Consider the following 15,201-nt stretch of genomic DNA (forward strand, 5'->3'; position numbering starts at 1 on the left):
ATGTCAGTTGTCGTAGGCCTCGAGCTCGATGATCCGGGAGTAGCCGTGGTCGTTGGAGTCGTGGACGACCACCTGGACGGCGACGACCGCCATCGGTTCGAAGGTGACGGTGAGCCGGCCGGTGGTGTTGCCGCGGAACTCCTGGACGGTGGTCCACGGACCGCCCTGGGTCGCGCGGACCTGGACGTCGAAGTCCCGCAGGCCCATCACGGCCGCCGGATAGCGCCGGGAGTCGAGGGTCTGCAGGACGATCCGGCGGATCGTGGTCGGCTGTACGAGGTCGACGCCGTACGTGTCGGGGAAGACGCCCTTGGTGGCGTCGTGCCAGCCGCTGGCGCCCCATTGTTCGGAGTCGGTGTTGCCGTCGACGCCGCCGCACAGCTTCATGTCGCCGTTGGTGGACGAGGCGACGGCTTGCTCACCGAGCAGCACGTTGTCCCGTACCGGCACCGGCTGGACGACGACCGGTACCTTCAGGTGGTCCCGGTCGATGCTGAGGTCGACGGTGTGGTTCGCCGGCGCGGTGCCGCGCGGAACGGTGATCTCGAGCGGCGCCTTCACCAGTTGGCCGACCGGCAGGTAGCTGGAGAACTGGTGCCGGGACAAGGTCAGTGCCAGGTCTCCGGAGACGTGCATGTCGGCGATCGTCGGCTTCCGGCCCGTGTTGGTCATTCCGAGCGTCAGCTTGCCGGACGGGAAGCACGGCAGCGGAACGACCTCGACCGGTTGCGGGGTGGCGCTGATCTCGACGTGGTCGTTGCTGCTGGCAACGGCGGCGGCCGGGACCAGGAGGGCCAGGGGAAGGGCGAGCAGGACGGTACTGCGGGGTCGGGGCATCGGCTGGTCCGTTCAGGCGAGGTGGGTTCCGGGACGGCCGTTCTCGACGACCAGGGTGGCGCGCGTGGACGCCGTACCGCCGCGGGTGGTGACGCGGTCGACGATGCGGAACTCCGACGTCCACGCGGTGCGGTCGAGCCGGCAGCTGAGGTAGCCGCGCTGCACGTTCTGGAACTTGATGTGCGGGTTCTCGGCGAGCAGTGCGCGACCGGTGGCGTCCGCGTCGACACCGTCCTTGCCGGACGAGATCGACGTCGTGACGAACTCGGTGCCGATCGCCGGCGTGGCCGGGTCCGCGAAGTTCACCCGGAGGTCGGAGGCGACGCTGCGGTGCAGGTCTCCGGTGAGTACCACGAAGTTCTGCACGTTCCGGTCGCGGACGCCGGAGAGCACGCGGTCGCGGGACGCGGTGTACCCGTTCCAGGTGTCCATCGGGAGCTCGAGCTCCGGTCCGGTCTTGCGGTCGAGCTGTGCCATCGCGACCTGCTGGGCGACGACGTTCCACCGGCTGGTCGAGCGGCCGAGCGTGTCCAGGAGCCAGCGTTCCTGGGCGTCGCCGGTGATCGTGCGCGCGGGATCGGTCGACACCTGGTCCGGCGGCAGCCACCCGCCGGTGCTCGTCTGGTCGTCGCGGAACTGCCGCGTGTCCAGGATGCTCAGGTCGGCGGTGCGTCCGTAGCGCAGGTGCCGGTACAGGCGGATCGACGGGCCGTCGGGGGACTGGTCGAGGCGCAGCGGCATGTGCTCCCAGTACGCGCGGAAGCCGTTCGCGCGGCGGACCAGGAAGTCGTCGTACGGCAGACCGTCCTCGGAGACGTACCCGGCCCAGTTGCCCTCGACCTCGTGGTCGTCGAGCGTGACCACCCACGGCGCCGCCGCGTGCGCGGCCTGCAGGTCCGGGTCGGTCTTGTGCAGCGCGTACCGCGCCCGGTACTCGTCGAGCGTGAAGATCTCGCCGGCGAAGTCCACCGGGACCGCCTGGTTCCGGACGCCGGCCGTGGGGCCGACGCCGACCTCGTAGATGTAGTCGCCGAGGAACAGCACGACGTCGTGCTCCCGCCGTACGACGTCCTGGTAGGCCGTGTAGAAGCCGTCGTAGAACGCCTGACAGGACGCGACCGCCATCGTCACACCCGGCTCGTCCGCCGGCGCCGGCGCGGTACGCGTGCGGCCGACCGGGCTGATCTGCCCGGCGGCGCGGAACCGGTAGAAGTAGTGCCGCCACGGACGCAGGCCGCGGACGTCGACGTGCACCGTGTGGGCGTACTCCGGGCGCGCGTGCGCCGTACCCCGCCGGACCACCGTGCGGAACGCCTCGTCCTCGGCGACCTCCCAGTCCACGTTCACGGCGCGGTCGTCCATGCCGCCGAACGGCTCGAGCGGACCGGGCGCGAGCCGGGTCCAGATCACCACCGCGTCCGGCAGTGGGTCGCCGGAGGCGACGCCGAGGGTGAAGAGCGGCCTTTTGTCGGTGCGGCGCGATATACCTGCCGCATCGGCGAGATCGGGGAGGTTACCGGTGAGGGCGAGCGCGGCGGCGGCGCCCGTGGCGGTCAGCAAGCTGCGGCGGGAGACAGCTGTTCGAGGCATGCCAGGGAGTATCTGCCCGTGTCGAGGCGACGATCCAGGTGTGCGTTTCGCCTGGCGCAACAGGGGAAGGAAGAGGCCCGATGAGATTGACCTGGGTGCAGCCGGAGGACCTTCTGCCGCACCAGCTGGTCCAGGCGCGGTCCGAGGGGATCGACGTCACCGATGTGCAGGCGCGCTGGCTGGCGGCCGGAGGTACGACGGACGCGCCGGTGTCGGGTGCCTCCGACGAGCCGGCCGCCCCCGCACTGCGGGCGCTCGCCCGGGAGTTGCTGGAGGTGCTCGACGCCAGGACAGGGGAATGGCGTGAGCCCACGATCCCGGAGCTGCCGGTGCTCGGGGAGCCGAGCGACCTGGAGAGCCGCACGCTGGCCGCGTGGCTCGGCCGGTGCGCCGGCAACCTGCTGGGCAAGCCGGTCGAGAAGATCCCGCGTGCGGGCATCCGGGAGATCCTGGAGAGCTCCGGCCAGTGGCCGCTCTCGCAGTACATCACCGCGGTCGGCGTGCCGGACGCGATCCAGCGGCGCTGGCCGTGGAACCGGCGGTCGAGGCCGACCAGCCTGCGCGAGGTCATCGACGGGATGCCCGAGGACGACGACATCAACTTCGCGATCCTCGCGCTGCTGATGATGGAGCGTTTCGGGCCCGGCCTGACCACCGAGGACGTGGCGCAGAGCTGGCTCGGCGACCTGCCGGCCGGCCGCGTGTTCACCGCCGAGCGTGTTGCCTACCGCAACCTCCTCGAAGGCGTCGAGCCCGCTCGGGCTGGTGTGGTCGGCAACCCGTTCCGGGAGTGGATCGGCGCGCAGATCCGGACCGACGCGTACGGCTGGGCGCATCCCGGCGACAGGACGGCGGCGGCCCGGCTGGCGCTCGTCGACGCCCGGCTCAGCCACACCGGCGCCGGTGTCGACGGCGCGCTCTGGGTGGCCGCGATGTCCGCGGCGGCCGTGGTCCTGGACGATCCGGTGAAGGCCGCGACCGCCGGCCTGGAGGCGGTCGACGCCCAGGGCGCGATCGCCCGTGCGGTCCGCTTCGGGCTGTCGCTCGCGGACGCCGGTCTCGACGAGGCACTGGACGCGTTGCATGCGGAGTACGGCGACCTGCACTGGGTGCACGCGGTGAACAACACCGCTCTCACCGCCTACGCCCTGACGGCTCCGGACTTCGGGACCGCGGTCGGCCGCGCCGTCATGGGTGGCTGGGACACGGATTCGGCCGGCGCCACCGTGGGCGCGGTTTTTGGCGCCACGCGCGGGGTTCCGGCAGAGTGGTCGGGACCACTGGACAACCGGGTGGCCACCAGCCTTCCCGGAATGAACCAGATCGCGATCGACGAGCTGGCGCGGCGGACTGTGGAGGTGGCCCGGGGTGGAGCCTGAGGTGGTGCCAGAAGTTGTTGTAGTAGGTAGCGCGAATGTCGACCTCGTGCTGCCGGTGCAGCGGATCCCGCGGCCGGGAGAGACGGTGCTCGCGGGGCCGATGACCCGCGGCCCGGGCGGTAAGGGCGCCAACCAGGCGGTCGCGGCCGTGCGGGCCGGCGCCCGTACGGCGATGGTGGTGGCGCTGGGCGACGACGAGGGCGGTGCGCTGCTCCGGGACGCGCTCGACGGCGTGGACCTGTCGCTGGCGACCACGAGCAAGGCCCCGACCGGTACGGCGATCATCACCGTCGAGGACAGCGGCGAGAACTCGATCGTCGTCGCACCCGGCGCGAACGGGGAGCTGACGCTGTCTGGCGACGCGCTGGCCGCGATCGGTCGGGCCAAGGTCGTGCTGGCCCAGCTGGAGATCCCGTTCGGCACTGTCCAGGCGGCGGCCGCGGCGGCGCCGTACTTCATCCTGAACGCGGCGCCGGCCGCGGAGCTGTCCGACGAACTGCTCGCCGAGGTCGACCTGCTGGTGGTGAACGAGACCGAGGCCGAGGCGATCGCCGGGCCGGACCGGTCCGCGCTGCTCCGGAAGGTGCCGGCCGCGGTGGTCACGCTGGGTGGCGCGGGCGCGGTGATCCTGATCCGGGACGCCGCCGAGATCGCGGTCCCCGGCGTACCGGTCGAGGTGGTCGACACCACGGCCGCCGGCGACACGTTCTGCGGGGTACTGGCCGCGGCTTTGGCTGCCGCGTCAGCTAACGACTCGGTCACGACAAGCGACCTGACGAACGCGGTCCGACGCGCTAACGTTGCTGCTTCATTAAGTGTTCAGGCCGCGGGGGCGATTTCCTCGGTGCCTCACGGGGATGCAATCGACGCGCGTTATGCGGAGGTATACCTGTGAACCCGCTCGAACCGCGGCCGATCGATCTACCGACCCTGGTGGACCCGACGGCCGACGTGTCCTTCCTGGACGACGCCAAGATCATCGGCGCCCCGGAGGACCCGGCCGAGCTGCCGCGGTGGCGGGCCACGCTCGCGGAGTGGAAGGCCGGCGCTCTCGACCGGACCCGGTACGACGGTTCGCACTATGCGGAGCCCGGTCGCGAGTGGACCCAGACGGCGTACTCGGTGGCGCTCGTCTGGCTCTGGGACGACCTGCTGTACGACGTGGGGACCGGGAGGTTCACGCCGCGGAAGTTCGTCGAGCACGGCGTCGCGGAGTTCGGCGGGTACGACGCGATCGTGCTCTGGCACGCGTACCCGGTGATCGGGATCGACGACCGGAACCAGTTCGACTTCTACCGCGACGTCCCCGGGCTGCGCCAGTTGGTCGACGACCTGCACGAGCTCGGTCTGAAGGTGTTCTTCGACTACAACCCGTGGGACGTCGGCACCCGCCGGGCGGCCCGCCTGGACGCGGACGAGTTCGCGGCGCTGGTCACCGACTACAACGTTGACGGCGTCTTCCTGGACACGCTGAAGGAGGGCGACCCGGCGTTCGCGCGGGCGATCCGGGCGGCGAACCCGGCGATCGCCCTGGAGGGCGAGTCACGGTTGCCGATGGCAAGGATCGGGGACCACGCGCTGTCCTGGGCGCAGTGGTTCGCCGACACGCACGCGCCCGGCGTCCTGCGCGCGCACCTGTTCGAGCGCCGGCACATGATGCACCACACCCGCCGCTGGAACCGCGACCACAGCGACGAGCTGCAGTCCGCCTGGGTGAACGGCGTCGGCATGCTGGTCTGGGAGTCGGTGTTCTCGGCCTGGGTCGGCTGGAACGCCCGGGACCGCGCGACGCTGCGCCGGATGGTCGCCGCGCAGCGGGCGTTCGCGCCGGTGCTGATCGACGGCGACTGGATCCAGCTGACCCCGGAGATCCCGGACAAGGCCCGCGCGCACGGCGTCTACGGCTCCCGGTTCGACCTCGCCGACATCACGTTCTGGACGTTGATCAACCGCGACGAGGAGGACTTCGAGGGCATCGTGCTGCGCTCCGAGGACCAGGTCGGGGACTGGTACGACGTGACGTCGGGCGTCCCGATCACCGCCGACGACGACGGCGTGCACCTCGTCGTACCGGGTCGCGGCGTGGCCGGGATCGTCCGGGTCGGCGCGACCGCCGGGGCCTCCTGCCGGGCGACCGCACGCCGGCTCGGGACGCTGCCGCGGGCGCACGTGCCGGAGTCCGCGTTCCCGATGCGGCCGGCCGCGCTGGTCGCCGTACCGGCGGTCTCCGGTGACGCGTCGATCGGTGCGACCGTCGACGTACCCGCCGGCCCTCGCACCTTGACGGTGAAACATCGCCGACGCGAGACCGGGCTGTACGACACCGCGCCGTACGTCGAGGAATGGAAGCCGCTGCCGCCTCGTCTGCACGACCTCCAGACCGTCACCCGCGAGGTCTCGCTGCCGGGGATCTCGGTCGCCGTGGCCGAGGTGACCAACGGGGAGTACTTCGAGTTCGTGCGTGCGACCGGCTACCGGCCGCTCGTCGCGAACCGGTTCCTGCAGCACTGGGTCGACGGCGCGCCGGAGCCCGGCACCGAGGACCGGCCGGTGACGTACGTCGAACTGCCGGACGCGCGGGCCTACGCCGCGTGGCGCGGAGGCCGGCTGCCTACCGAGGACGAGTGGCAGGTCGCGGCCGGGCTTGACGGGTTCCGGCGCCTGGACCCGTTGGTGTGGAACCTGACCGAGAGCGAGTACCGCGACGGCCGCAGCCGGTTCTGCATACTCAAGGGCGGTTCGCATTATCTGGCCGAAGGCTCCGACTGGTACGCCGACGGCGGGCCGCAGGAGCCGGAGGTCAGCTTCAAGCTCGTGCTCACCGGCGGCGGGCTGGACCGCTCGGCGAACATCGGCTTCCGGTGCGCGGGATGAGACCTGCTGCCCTCGACGGTGTGAAGGTGCTGGAGGCGGCGACGCTGTTCGCGGGACCGCTGGCGGCGACCTTCCTCGGCGACTTCGGCGCCGACGTCACGAAGATCGAGCACCCGTCCCGGCCCGATGCCGCGCGGACGCACGGCGCGTCGAAGGACGGGGTCGGGCTGTGGTTCAAGACCCTCGGCCGGAACAAGCGGCTCGCGACGCTGGACCTGTCGCGCGGTCGGGACGTGTTCCTCTCGCTGGTTCAGCAGAACGACGTGCTGGTCGAGAACTTCCGGCCGGGGACGCTGGAGCGTTGGGGTCTCGGGCCGGACGTCTTGCTGGAGGCGAACCCGCGGCTGGTGATCGCGCGGGTGACGGCCTTCGGGCAGGTCGGGCCGTGGTCGCGGCGGCCCGGATTCGGGTCGCTGGCCGAGGCGATGAGTGGGTTCGCGGCGGTCACGGGTGAGCCGGACGGTCCGCCGACGCTGCCGCCGTTCGGGCTCGCGGACGGGATCACGGCGCTGGCGACGGCGTACGCGGTCCTGGTCGCGCTGCGCGAACGGGACCGGTCCGGGGCGGGACAGGTGATCGACATGGCGATCATCGAGCCGATCCTGATGATGCTCGGCGGCGGCATCACGGCGTACCAGCAGACCGGGTACGTGCAGCCGCGGCTCGGGAACCGGTCGTCGAACAACGCCCCGCGGAACGTGTATCGGACCGCCGACGGCCGGTGGGTCGCGGTGTCGACGAGTTCGCAGAGCATCGCCGAGCGGGTGGTGACGCTGGTCGGGCGCCCGGACCTGGTCGCGCAGCCGTGGTTCGCGACCGGGCGCGAGCGCGCCCAGCACGCCGACGAGCTGGACGACGCGGTCGGGTCGTGGATCGCGGCGCGGCCGCTGGACGTCGTGATGGCGGAGTTCGAGAAGGCCGAGGCCGCGGTCGGGCCGGTGCACGACATCCGCGGCATCGTCAGCGATCCGCAGTACGCCGCACTCGGGACGATCGTCAGCGTGGACGACGACGAGCTCGGCGGTCCGGTCGAGATGCAGAACGTACTGTTCCGGCTGTCGGAGTCGCCGGGGGAGATCAAGTGGGCCGGGCGCTCGCACGGCGCGAACACCGACGAGGTGCTCGCCGAGATCGGCGTCACGCCCGACCAGCTCGCCGCATTGCGAGCAGCAGGAGTCGTGTGAGGGGGAGTTCCGGGTGCTGACCGCACTGTACGTCCCGGCCAACCGGCCGGACCGGTTCGCGAAGGCTGTTGCCGCCGGGCCCGACCTGGTGGTGTTCGACCTGGAGGACGCGGTACCGGTCGCCGACAAGGCGGACGCCCGCGGCTGGGCGGTGGCCTGGGTCGCCGCGAACGCGCAGCGGCCGGTGGAGATCCGGGTGAACGCGTTGCGCTCACCGTGGATCGCGGACGACCTGGCCGCGATCTCCGCCGTACCGTCGGTCCGGTTGCGGGTGCCGAAGGTGGAGAGCGCCGCGGACGTGCACGCCGTACTGGAAAAGGTGCCGTCGGCAAGGATCACGGCGCTGATCGAGTCACCGCTGGGGGTGGAACGGGCGTTCGAGATCGCGACCGCGAGCCCGCAGGTGGTCGCCGTCGCGCTGGGCGAGGCGGACCTCTCCAGTGCCCTGGGAGTCGACGGTCCCGCGGGGCTCGCGTGGTCCCGCGCCCGCCTCGTATCCGCCTCCCGCGCGGCCGGCCTCGGCGCCCCCATGATGTCGGTCTACCCCAACGTCAGCGACCTCGACGGTCTGCGTCGTACGTCCGCCGAAGGCCGCGCGCTGGGATTCGTCGGGCGTACGGCGATCCACCCTCGGCAGCTGGCGACCATCGTGGAAGCCTTCACGCCCACACGCGAGCAGGTCGCCGCCGCGGAGGAACTGCTGGAGGCAGTCGAGAAGGCCGACGTGTCGAACGGCGGCGTCCTGGTGCTGCCCGACGGCCGGATGGTCGACCCCGCGATGATCGGCCGCGCCCGCGAGGTCACCGCACTCGTCCGGGAGATCCGGACGTCCAGCACTCACCAACCCCCGGTGAGTGGAGGAGGTCCGCGGGACGCGGTCGGCTAAGGTCGTAGGCATGCTGCCGCGCAGTGTTGACGCCGTGGTGATCGGTTCGGGGCCGAACGGGCTGGTGAGCGCGATCACGCTTGCCGACGCCGGCTGGGACGTCTTGGTCCTGGAGGCCGCCGACACGTTCGGCGGCGCCGTGCGGTCGACCGAGGACGGCGGCTGGATCAGCGATCGTTTCAGTTCGAACTACCCGCTCGGGGTCGCCTCGCCGGTGATCCGCGCCCTGGAGCTGGAGAAGTTCGGCCTCAAGTGGGCCCACGCTCCGCTGCCGCTGGTGCATCTGCTCGACGAGGACGGCGCCGCGGCCGCGATCCACCCGGACCCGGAGGACACCGCGAAGTCGCTCGGCGCCGACCACCCGGGCGACGGCGAGGCCTGGCTGCGGCTCTACCAGCAGTACGTCGCGGTCCGCGAACCGCTGCTGAACGCGTTGCTCACCACCTGGCCGCCGGTCGGTCCGGGGCTGCAGCTGGCCCGGAAGCTCGGTTCGGCGGGGGAGCTGCTGCGGTTCGCGCGGTTCATGGCGATGCCGATGCACCGGATGGGCCAGGAGCTGTTCACCGGCCGGCAGGGTCCGGCGATTCTCGCGGGGAACGCTTTGCACGCCGACGCCCCATTGTCGGGCAGCGTCAGCGGCACGATGGGCTGGCTGCTCGCGATGCTGGCGCAGGACGTCGGGTACCCGGTCGCGACCGGTGGCTCGTCCGCGTTCTCGGGCGCGCTGGTCCGCCGGGCCGAGCGGGCCGGGGCGTTGCTGGTGCCGGGTATGCCGGTCACCGGCGTGGACGTCTCCGGCGGCCGCGCGACCGCCGTACGGACGGCATCCGGTGAAGTGGTGACAGTCGAGCGGGCGGTCGTCGCGGACACGGCGGCACCGGTGCTGTACGGCGAGTTGTTGCCGGAGGCACTCGTTCCGGCCGGGCTGCGGCGGGACCTGGACGAGCGGTTCGAGTGGGACTACCCGACGGTCAAGCTGAACTTCCGGCTCAGCGGCCCGATCCCGTGGAAGGCGGCCGAGGCACGCTCGGCGGGCGTCGTACACCTCGGCGGTACGGCGGACGACCTGGTGCACCTGTCCGCGGACCTGGACACCGGGCGGGTGCCGTCGCAGCCGTTCCTGCTGATCGGGCAGACCACGAAGTCGGACCCGTCGCGGTCGCCGGCCGGCACCGAGGCGGTCTGGGCCTACGCACATCTCCCGCGCGGGATCGCGGACGACGCGTCGGCGGAGAAGCTGGCCGGCCGGATGGAGCGCGCGATCGAGCGGTTCGCCCCAGGCTTCGGCGACCTGATCGTCGGGCGGGACCTGCAGCGGCCGTCTTCGCTGGAGTCCGCGAACGCGGCGCTCGGCTTCGGCGCTCTGGGCGGCGGGACGATGCAGCTGCACCAGCAGTTGGTGTTCCGGCCGACGATCGGTCTGGGCAGCGCGCGGACCTTCGTCGACGGGCTGTACCTCGGCAGCTCGGCGATCCACCCCGGCGGCGGCGTCCACGGCGCGTGCGGTCACCTCGCGGCGCGTACCGCACTGCGCGACGCGTCGCTCCTCGGCCCCATCACCCGGAAGGTCCCCACCGCAGTGCTCCGTCACCTCCAACGCTGACGCTCCTACACCGCCTCCAGTTAGGGTCGTGGGGTGCGATTGGACGAAGCGGAGTGCAGGGCGCGGGTCGCGGCGGCGCGGGTCGGCCGGCTGGCGACCGTCGGCGCGGACCTGCGGCCGCACATCGTCCCGGTGACCTACGCCGTCCATGGTGACTCGCTGTTCGTGGCCGTCGACCAGAAGCCGAAGACGACCACCGCGCTGAAACGGCTGCGGAACATCGCCGCCCACCCGGAAGTGGCGCTGCTCGTGGACGAGTACGACGAGGACTGGACACACCTGTGGTGGGTCCGCGTGGACGGTTCGGCTGGGGTGCCGACGGAGGAGCCGGCGGCGGTCGAGTTGCTCGTGGCGAAGTACCCGCAGTACGAGTCCGACCCGCCGCGCGGCCCGGTGATCGCGATCAGCGCCGGCGGCTGGTCCGGGTGGTCGTTCAGATGAGGACAGAGCGACAGGAGATGTCCGCCCCGAGCGGCGATACAGACGCTCGGCCGGTCGGCGGAGTGGTGCTGATCGGCGTACATGTCCTGTCGCTGTGCACGCTAGGCTCGGCGGGGTGAACGTGGAGGGGCTGTTGCGGGAGCTCGCGCCGCAGGTGCTGGGGTTCCTGGCGCGGCGGCACGGGCAGTTCGACCTGTGTGAGGACGCCGTACAGGAGGCGCTGCTGGCGGCGGCGACGCAGTGGCCGGTGGACGGCGTACCGGCGAACCCGCGGGGCTGGTTGATCACGGTCGCGACGCGGCGGCTGACGGACGCGTTCCGGAGCGAGAGCGCGCGGCGGCGGCGTGAGGACAACCTGGCGGCGATGGCCGGGCCGGACGAGCTGGTTGCTCCGGGTGCCGACGTGGACTCGGGGCCGGATGCCGACGACACGTTGACGCTGTTGTTCCTGTGCTGTCATCCGGCGGTCACGCCCGCATCCCAGGTGGCGCTGACGTTGAGAGCGGTCGGCGGCCTGACGACGGCGGAGATCGCCCGGGCGTTCATGGTGCCCGAGGCAACGATGGCGCCGCGGATCAGCCGCGCGAAGAAGAGCATCAAGGCGGCCGGCAGCCGGTTCGAGATGCCGCCGGCGGCGGAGCAGGCCGAGCGGCTGCGGGTGGTGCTGCAGGTGCTGTACCTGATCTTCAACGAGGGGTACACGGCAAGCTCGGGGGAGGAGCTGCAGCGCGTCGAGCTGACCGCGGAGGCGATCCGGCTGGCGCGGTTGCTGCGTACGGCGCTGCCGGACGACGGCGAGGTCGCGGGTCTGCTCGCGTTGATGCTGCTCACCGACTCGCGGCGCGCCGCCCGGACGACGGCCGACGGCGGCCTGGTCCCGATCGACGAGCAGGACCGTTCACTGTGGGACCGCGCGCAGATCACCGAAGGCGCCGACCTGATCCTGCACACCCTGCAACAGGGCACCGTCGGGCCGTACCAGCTGCAGGCCGCGATCGCCGCCGTCCATGCCGAGGCACCGAGCGCGGACGCGACCGACTGGCAGCAGATCCACGCGCTGTACCTGGTGCTGGAGAAGTTCGCGCCGAACCCGATGGTCACGCTCAACCGCGCGATCGCCCTCGCCCAGGTGGACGGCCCGCAGGCGGGCCTCGACCTGCTCGCGACCATCGAGGACGACAAGAACATCACCGAGACCCACCGCCTGGACGCCGTCCGCGCGCATCTCTACGAACGCCTCGGTGAGCCGCTCAAGGCTCACGAGCACTACCTGGCCGCCGCCCGCCGCACCACCAGCCTCCCGGAGCAGCGCTACCTGCAGTCGAAGGCTGACAACCTCTAGGCGGTGACGCGCCTCCCGGTGGCGTGGGACTCGATCGCGGCGTGGGCCAGTTGGAGGGCACGACGGCCGGCGCGGGCGTGGACGGGTGGTTCGGCCCCGGCGCGGAGGGCTTGGAGGACGGCGTCGACGTGGCGGTCGAAGGTGCCGGCGAAGTTGCGGGACTCGTCGTCGAAGTACGTCGACTGCCAGCGCCGCTCGACCGGATCGCCGGGTTTGCTGAAGCTGAGCGACCGGACCGTGTCGTGGATGACGAGCCGCCCCTCGGTGCCGTTGATCTCGAGGTGGTGCGTGTCCGGGTACGCGTACGACGAGTCGTAGCTGCCGAGCATCGTGCCGACCGCGCGGTTCGCGAAGTCCAGGGCGATCGCGACCGTGCTGAACGCGCCGTACGTCTTGTCGGTCAGGTGCGCGGAGACGGCGGAGATCGGGCCGGCCAGGTGCTCGAGCATGTCGAAGCCGTGGCACTGGGTCTCGATCAGGTTCGCGTGCGGGGAGCCGCCGCGGTTCGCCTCGCCGCCGAAGCGCCAGGTCGCGAAGACCAGGTCGCCGAGTTCGCCGGCGTCGATCAGTGCCTTGGCGCGTTGCACCGGTTCGGCGTACCGATGGTTGAAGTTGATCGCGAAGAAGTTGCCCCGCGCCGCGTCGAGGAGTGTGTCGGCCTCGCCGAGATCGAACACGAGCGGCTTCTCCACGAGCAGCGGAATGCCGGTGTGGACGAGCTTCAGCGTGACGTCGAAGTGGTCCTCGTTCGGCAGGCACACCGTGATCAGCTCGGGGCGCTCGCGCTCCAGCATCAGGTCGAGATCGGTGTACGGCGTGCTGCCGTACCGCTCGGCCCGCGCCCGGGTGCGCTCCGCGGTCCGCCCGACGACGGCGACCAGTTCGGTGTCCTCGCGGCGCGCGAAGATCCGGGCATGGTGCTCGCCCCATCCGCCGGCGCCGACGACCGCGACCCTCACGACGCACCCTCCTGGGTGATGACGACCTTGCCGGTCTCGCCGGCCATGAACAACCGGAACGCCTCCGCGATCTCGGACACCGGGAAGCGGTGGCTGATCACCCGCGAGATCAGCTCCTGGTGCTCCGAGAGCAGCGCCAGGTTGCCGGGCATCTCGTCGTACCGGAAGTACTCGCTGCCGAGCACCGCGTGCTCGGGACTGATCAGGTCGTCAGACACGTTCAAGGTCACGCCCTCGCCGTGGCCGACGCAGATCAGCGCGCCGCGTTTGCTGATGATGTCGAGCGCCGCCCGCCGAGCGGACTCCTTGCCGGAGGCATCGAATGCGACGTCCGGGTTCCCGGCCGCCCGCAGGTCGCCGGCCAGCAGCGGGATCGCGCCGAACGTCTCCGCGAAGTCGAGCCGCCAGCGGGACACGTCGGAGATGTAGACCGGTACGTCGGCGCCGTACGTCAGCTTGCTCATCACGGTCAGCCCGAGCCCGATCGGCCCGGCGCCGGCGATGTACACGCTCTCGACGTCCTGCCGGACCAGCGCTGCTCGGCCGAGGGCGTGGCTGCTGGTGCCCATCACGTCCAGCAGCATGGTGGCGTTGCCGATCTCGACGTCGTCGGTGATCGGGAAGAAGTTGGACTCGTGGACCAGCTCGTACGGGCCGTAACCGCCGTCGTGGGTGAAGCCCATGTCGGCGCGTTTCGCGAAGCACTGGTTGGTGGCGCCGTACCGGCAGCTGCGACACTCGCCGCAGTAGTCCATCAGGAACACGGCACCGCGCGTGCCGACGGGCGTGCTGGTGCTTTCACCGGCTTGCAGAACTGTCCCGGCGGCCTCGTGGCCGGGGACGACCGACGAGCCGCCGAAGTACTGGTGGCGGTCGGTGCCGCAGAGGGCGTTGGCCTGGACGGACAGCAGCAGCTGGCCTGGGCCGGGATCGGTGTAGTCGTGAGCCGCGAACTGGATGTTTCCGGCTCCGGTGAACTTCGGGGCGAGAGCGGTGCGCGTCATGGTGCCGGAATTTACTACGTAGCAAATCCGCGCCACAAGACGTCGCTGACGGTTGGCTCGTCAGCGGGTCGAGCTCTCCCGGATCCGGAGTTCGTACCCGGCCATCCGGTGCTGCGGGACGTGGTCCTCGTCGACCTGCTCCGCGAGCAGATCCAGCGCGCTCGCCGCGATGTCGCCGAGCAGCGGCGCGACCGTGCTCAGTGTCGGCGTGGACAGACTCGACTCGACGATGTCGTCGAAGCCGACCACCGACACGTCCTTCGGTACGTCGACACCGCCGCGGTGCAGCGCCTGCAGGACACCGAGCGCGGCCGAGTCGTTCATCGCGAAAATGCCGTCCGGCCGCAGGTGCTCGAAGGTGCGGGTGATGGTCGCGGCCGCCGCGGTGGTGGTCCAGTCGCACGCGACCAGCAGGTCGGGATCGAGCGCCGTACCGTGCTTCTTGAGCGCGGCCTGGTACCCCTGGCGGCGGAGTTGGTACGACCTCTTCGGTCCGTGGTTCGCGCCGAGCAGGAGGATCCGTCGGCGGCCGGTCTCGAGCAGGTGTGTGACCGCGGCCTGGGCCGCCTCGCGGTTCTTGATGCCGACGTGGTCGATCGTGCTGCCCGGCTCGCGGTCACCGATCAGGACCACCGGATGCGCGCCGCGCTGGTCGTCGCGGCCGAGTGCGACCGCGCTCATGATCACGCCGTCGGTGAGGACGTCGCCGCCGCCGCGGAGCAGCGCGAGTTCGGTGTCCCGGTGACCGCCGGTGGTCTCGACGAGGACCGTCGTACCGCGATCCCGGGCGGCGCCGACGACTGCCTCGGCGAGGTCGGCGAAGTACCGCTCGCGGAAGCTCGGGACAGCCAGTGTGACGGTGCCGGTGCGGCCGGTACGGAGCCGGCGGGCGGCGGTGTTCGGGCGGTAGCCGAGCGCGTCGAGGCTGGCCTGGACGCGGGCGCGGGTGGCGGGGGAGACGTGCACGTAGTTGTTCACCACGTTGGAGACGGTGCGCTGCGAGACGCCCGCGTGCCGCGCCACGTCGGACATGCTGACCGCCATTGCGTCAGGTTACCAACGTGTTGTCAACGTCGAGGCGTGACCTGGGTTGTAACTTCGG

At 71.3% G+C, this 15,201-nt stretch carries 13 protein-coding genes; 8 read left to right on the forward strand and 5 right to left on the reverse strand.

All coding sequences use genetic code 11. The features are described from left to right. Positions 1 to 3 precede the first annotated feature (3 nt). Complete coding sequence (locus tag AB0M51_RS11025) at positions 4 to 837, reverse strand: discoidin domain-containing protein (RefSeq protein WP_363748985.1); 834 nt, start codon at positions 835 to 837, stop codon at positions 4 to 6. A 12-nt stretch (positions 838 to 849) separates the two neighbouring features. Further along, entirely contained in the window at positions 850 to 2,427 is a 1,578-nt protein-coding gene (locus tag AB0M51_RS11030) for an alkaline phosphatase D family protein (protein ID WP_363748987.1), read from the reverse strand. Positions 2,428 to 2,507: 80 nt separating this feature from the next. On the opposite strand from AB0M51_RS11030, the gene AB0M51_RS11035 reads away from it, so the two are divergent. The 8 genes from AB0M51_RS11035 to AB0M51_RS11070 all read left to right on the forward strand — a co-directional run bounded on the left by AB0M51_RS11035 (position 2,508) and on the right by AB0M51_RS11070 (position 12,136). Beyond that, positions 2,508 to 3,806, forward strand: a complete 1,299-nt coding sequence (locus tag AB0M51_RS11035; RefSeq protein ID WP_344187926.1) for an ADP-ribosylglycohydrolase family protein — start codon at positions 2,508 to 2,510, stop codon at positions 3,804 to 3,806. Next, positions 3,796 to 4,701, forward strand: a complete 906-nt coding sequence (locus tag AB0M51_RS11040) for a ribokinase (RefSeq protein ID WP_344187925.1) — start codon at positions 3,796 to 3,798, stop codon at positions 4,699 to 4,701. Before AB0M51_RS11035 ends, AB0M51_RS11040 begins: the two co-directional genes overlap by 11 nt. Beyond that, complete coding sequence (locus AB0M51_RS11045; protein WP_363748990.1) at positions 4,698 to 6,680, forward strand: SUMF1/EgtB/PvdO family nonheme iron enzyme; 1,983 nt, start codon at positions 4,698 to 4,700, stop codon at positions 6,678 to 6,680. Before AB0M51_RS11040 ends, AB0M51_RS11045 begins: the two co-directional genes overlap by 4 nt. Beyond that, complete coding sequence (locus AB0M51_RS11050) at positions 6,677 to 7,864, forward strand: CoA transferase (RefSeq protein ID WP_363748992.1); 1,188 nt, start codon at positions 6,677 to 6,679, stop codon at positions 7,862 to 7,864. Before AB0M51_RS11045 ends, AB0M51_RS11050 begins: the two co-directional genes overlap by 4 nt. Positions 7,865 to 7,877: 13 nt before the next feature. Then, the gene (locus tag AB0M51_RS11055) at positions 7,878 to 8,750 is read left to right on the forward strand and encodes a CoA ester lyase (RefSeq protein WP_344187922.1); all 873 of its coding nucleotides are present in this window, start codon (positions 7,878 to 7,880) and stop codon (positions 8,748 to 8,750) included. Between the two features lie 10 nt (positions 8,751 to 8,760). Then, positions 8,761 to 10,353, forward strand: a complete 1,593-nt coding sequence (locus AB0M51_RS11060) for an NAD(P)/FAD-dependent oxidoreductase (RefSeq protein WP_363748995.1) — start codon at positions 8,761 to 8,763, stop codon at positions 10,351 to 10,353. Positions 10,354 to 10,386: 33 nt separating this feature from the next. After that, positions 10,387 to 10,794 (forward strand): TIGR03668 family PPOX class F420-dependent oxidoreductase, encoded by a 408-nt coding sequence (locus AB0M51_RS11065; RefSeq protein WP_363748997.1) that lies wholly within the window; start codon positions 10,387 to 10,389, stop codon positions 10,792 to 10,794. A 115-nt stretch (positions 10,795 to 10,909) separates the two neighbouring features. Next, positions 10,910 to 12,136 carry a DUF6596 domain-containing protein gene (locus AB0M51_RS11070; protein ID WP_363748999.1) on the forward strand — a complete coding sequence of 409 codons (1,227 nt, stop codon included), beginning with the start codon at positions 10,910 to 10,912 and terminating at the stop codon, positions 12,134 to 12,136. Here AB0M51_RS11070 and AB0M51_RS11075 read toward each other — a convergent pair. From AB0M51_RS11075 to AB0M51_RS11085, 3 genes are read right to left on the reverse strand one after another with little or no spacing between them, the layout of a single operon-like run. Continuing rightward, the gene (locus AB0M51_RS11075; protein WP_344187918.1) at positions 12,133 to 13,095 is read right to left on the reverse strand and encodes a Gfo/Idh/MocA family oxidoreductase; all 963 of its coding nucleotides are present in this window, start codon (positions 13,093 to 13,095) and stop codon (positions 12,133 to 12,135) included. The two genes, AB0M51_RS11070 and AB0M51_RS11075, sit on opposite strands and share 4 nt — an antisense overlap. Then, positions 13,092 to 14,099 carry an alcohol dehydrogenase catalytic domain-containing protein gene (locus AB0M51_RS11080; protein ID WP_344187917.1) on the reverse strand — a complete coding sequence of 336 codons (1,008 nt, stop codon included), beginning with the start codon at positions 14,097 to 14,099 and terminating at the stop codon, positions 13,092 to 13,094. Before AB0M51_RS11080 ends, AB0M51_RS11075 begins: the two co-directional genes overlap by 4 nt. A gap of 60 nt (positions 14,100 to 14,159) precedes the next feature. Then, on the reverse strand, positions 14,160 to 15,143 hold the full coding sequence (locus AB0M51_RS11085) for a LacI family DNA-binding transcriptional regulator (protein WP_344187916.1): 984 nt from the start codon (positions 15,141 to 15,143) through the stop codon (positions 14,160 to 14,162). Positions 15,144 to 15,201: the final 58 nt, after the last annotated feature.

Source organism: Kribbella sp. NPDC051137, from assembly GCF_040682535.1.
Classification (GTDB): domain Bacteria; phylum Actinomycetota; class Actinomycetes; order Propionibacteriales; family Kribbellaceae; genus Kribbella; species Kribbella karoonensis.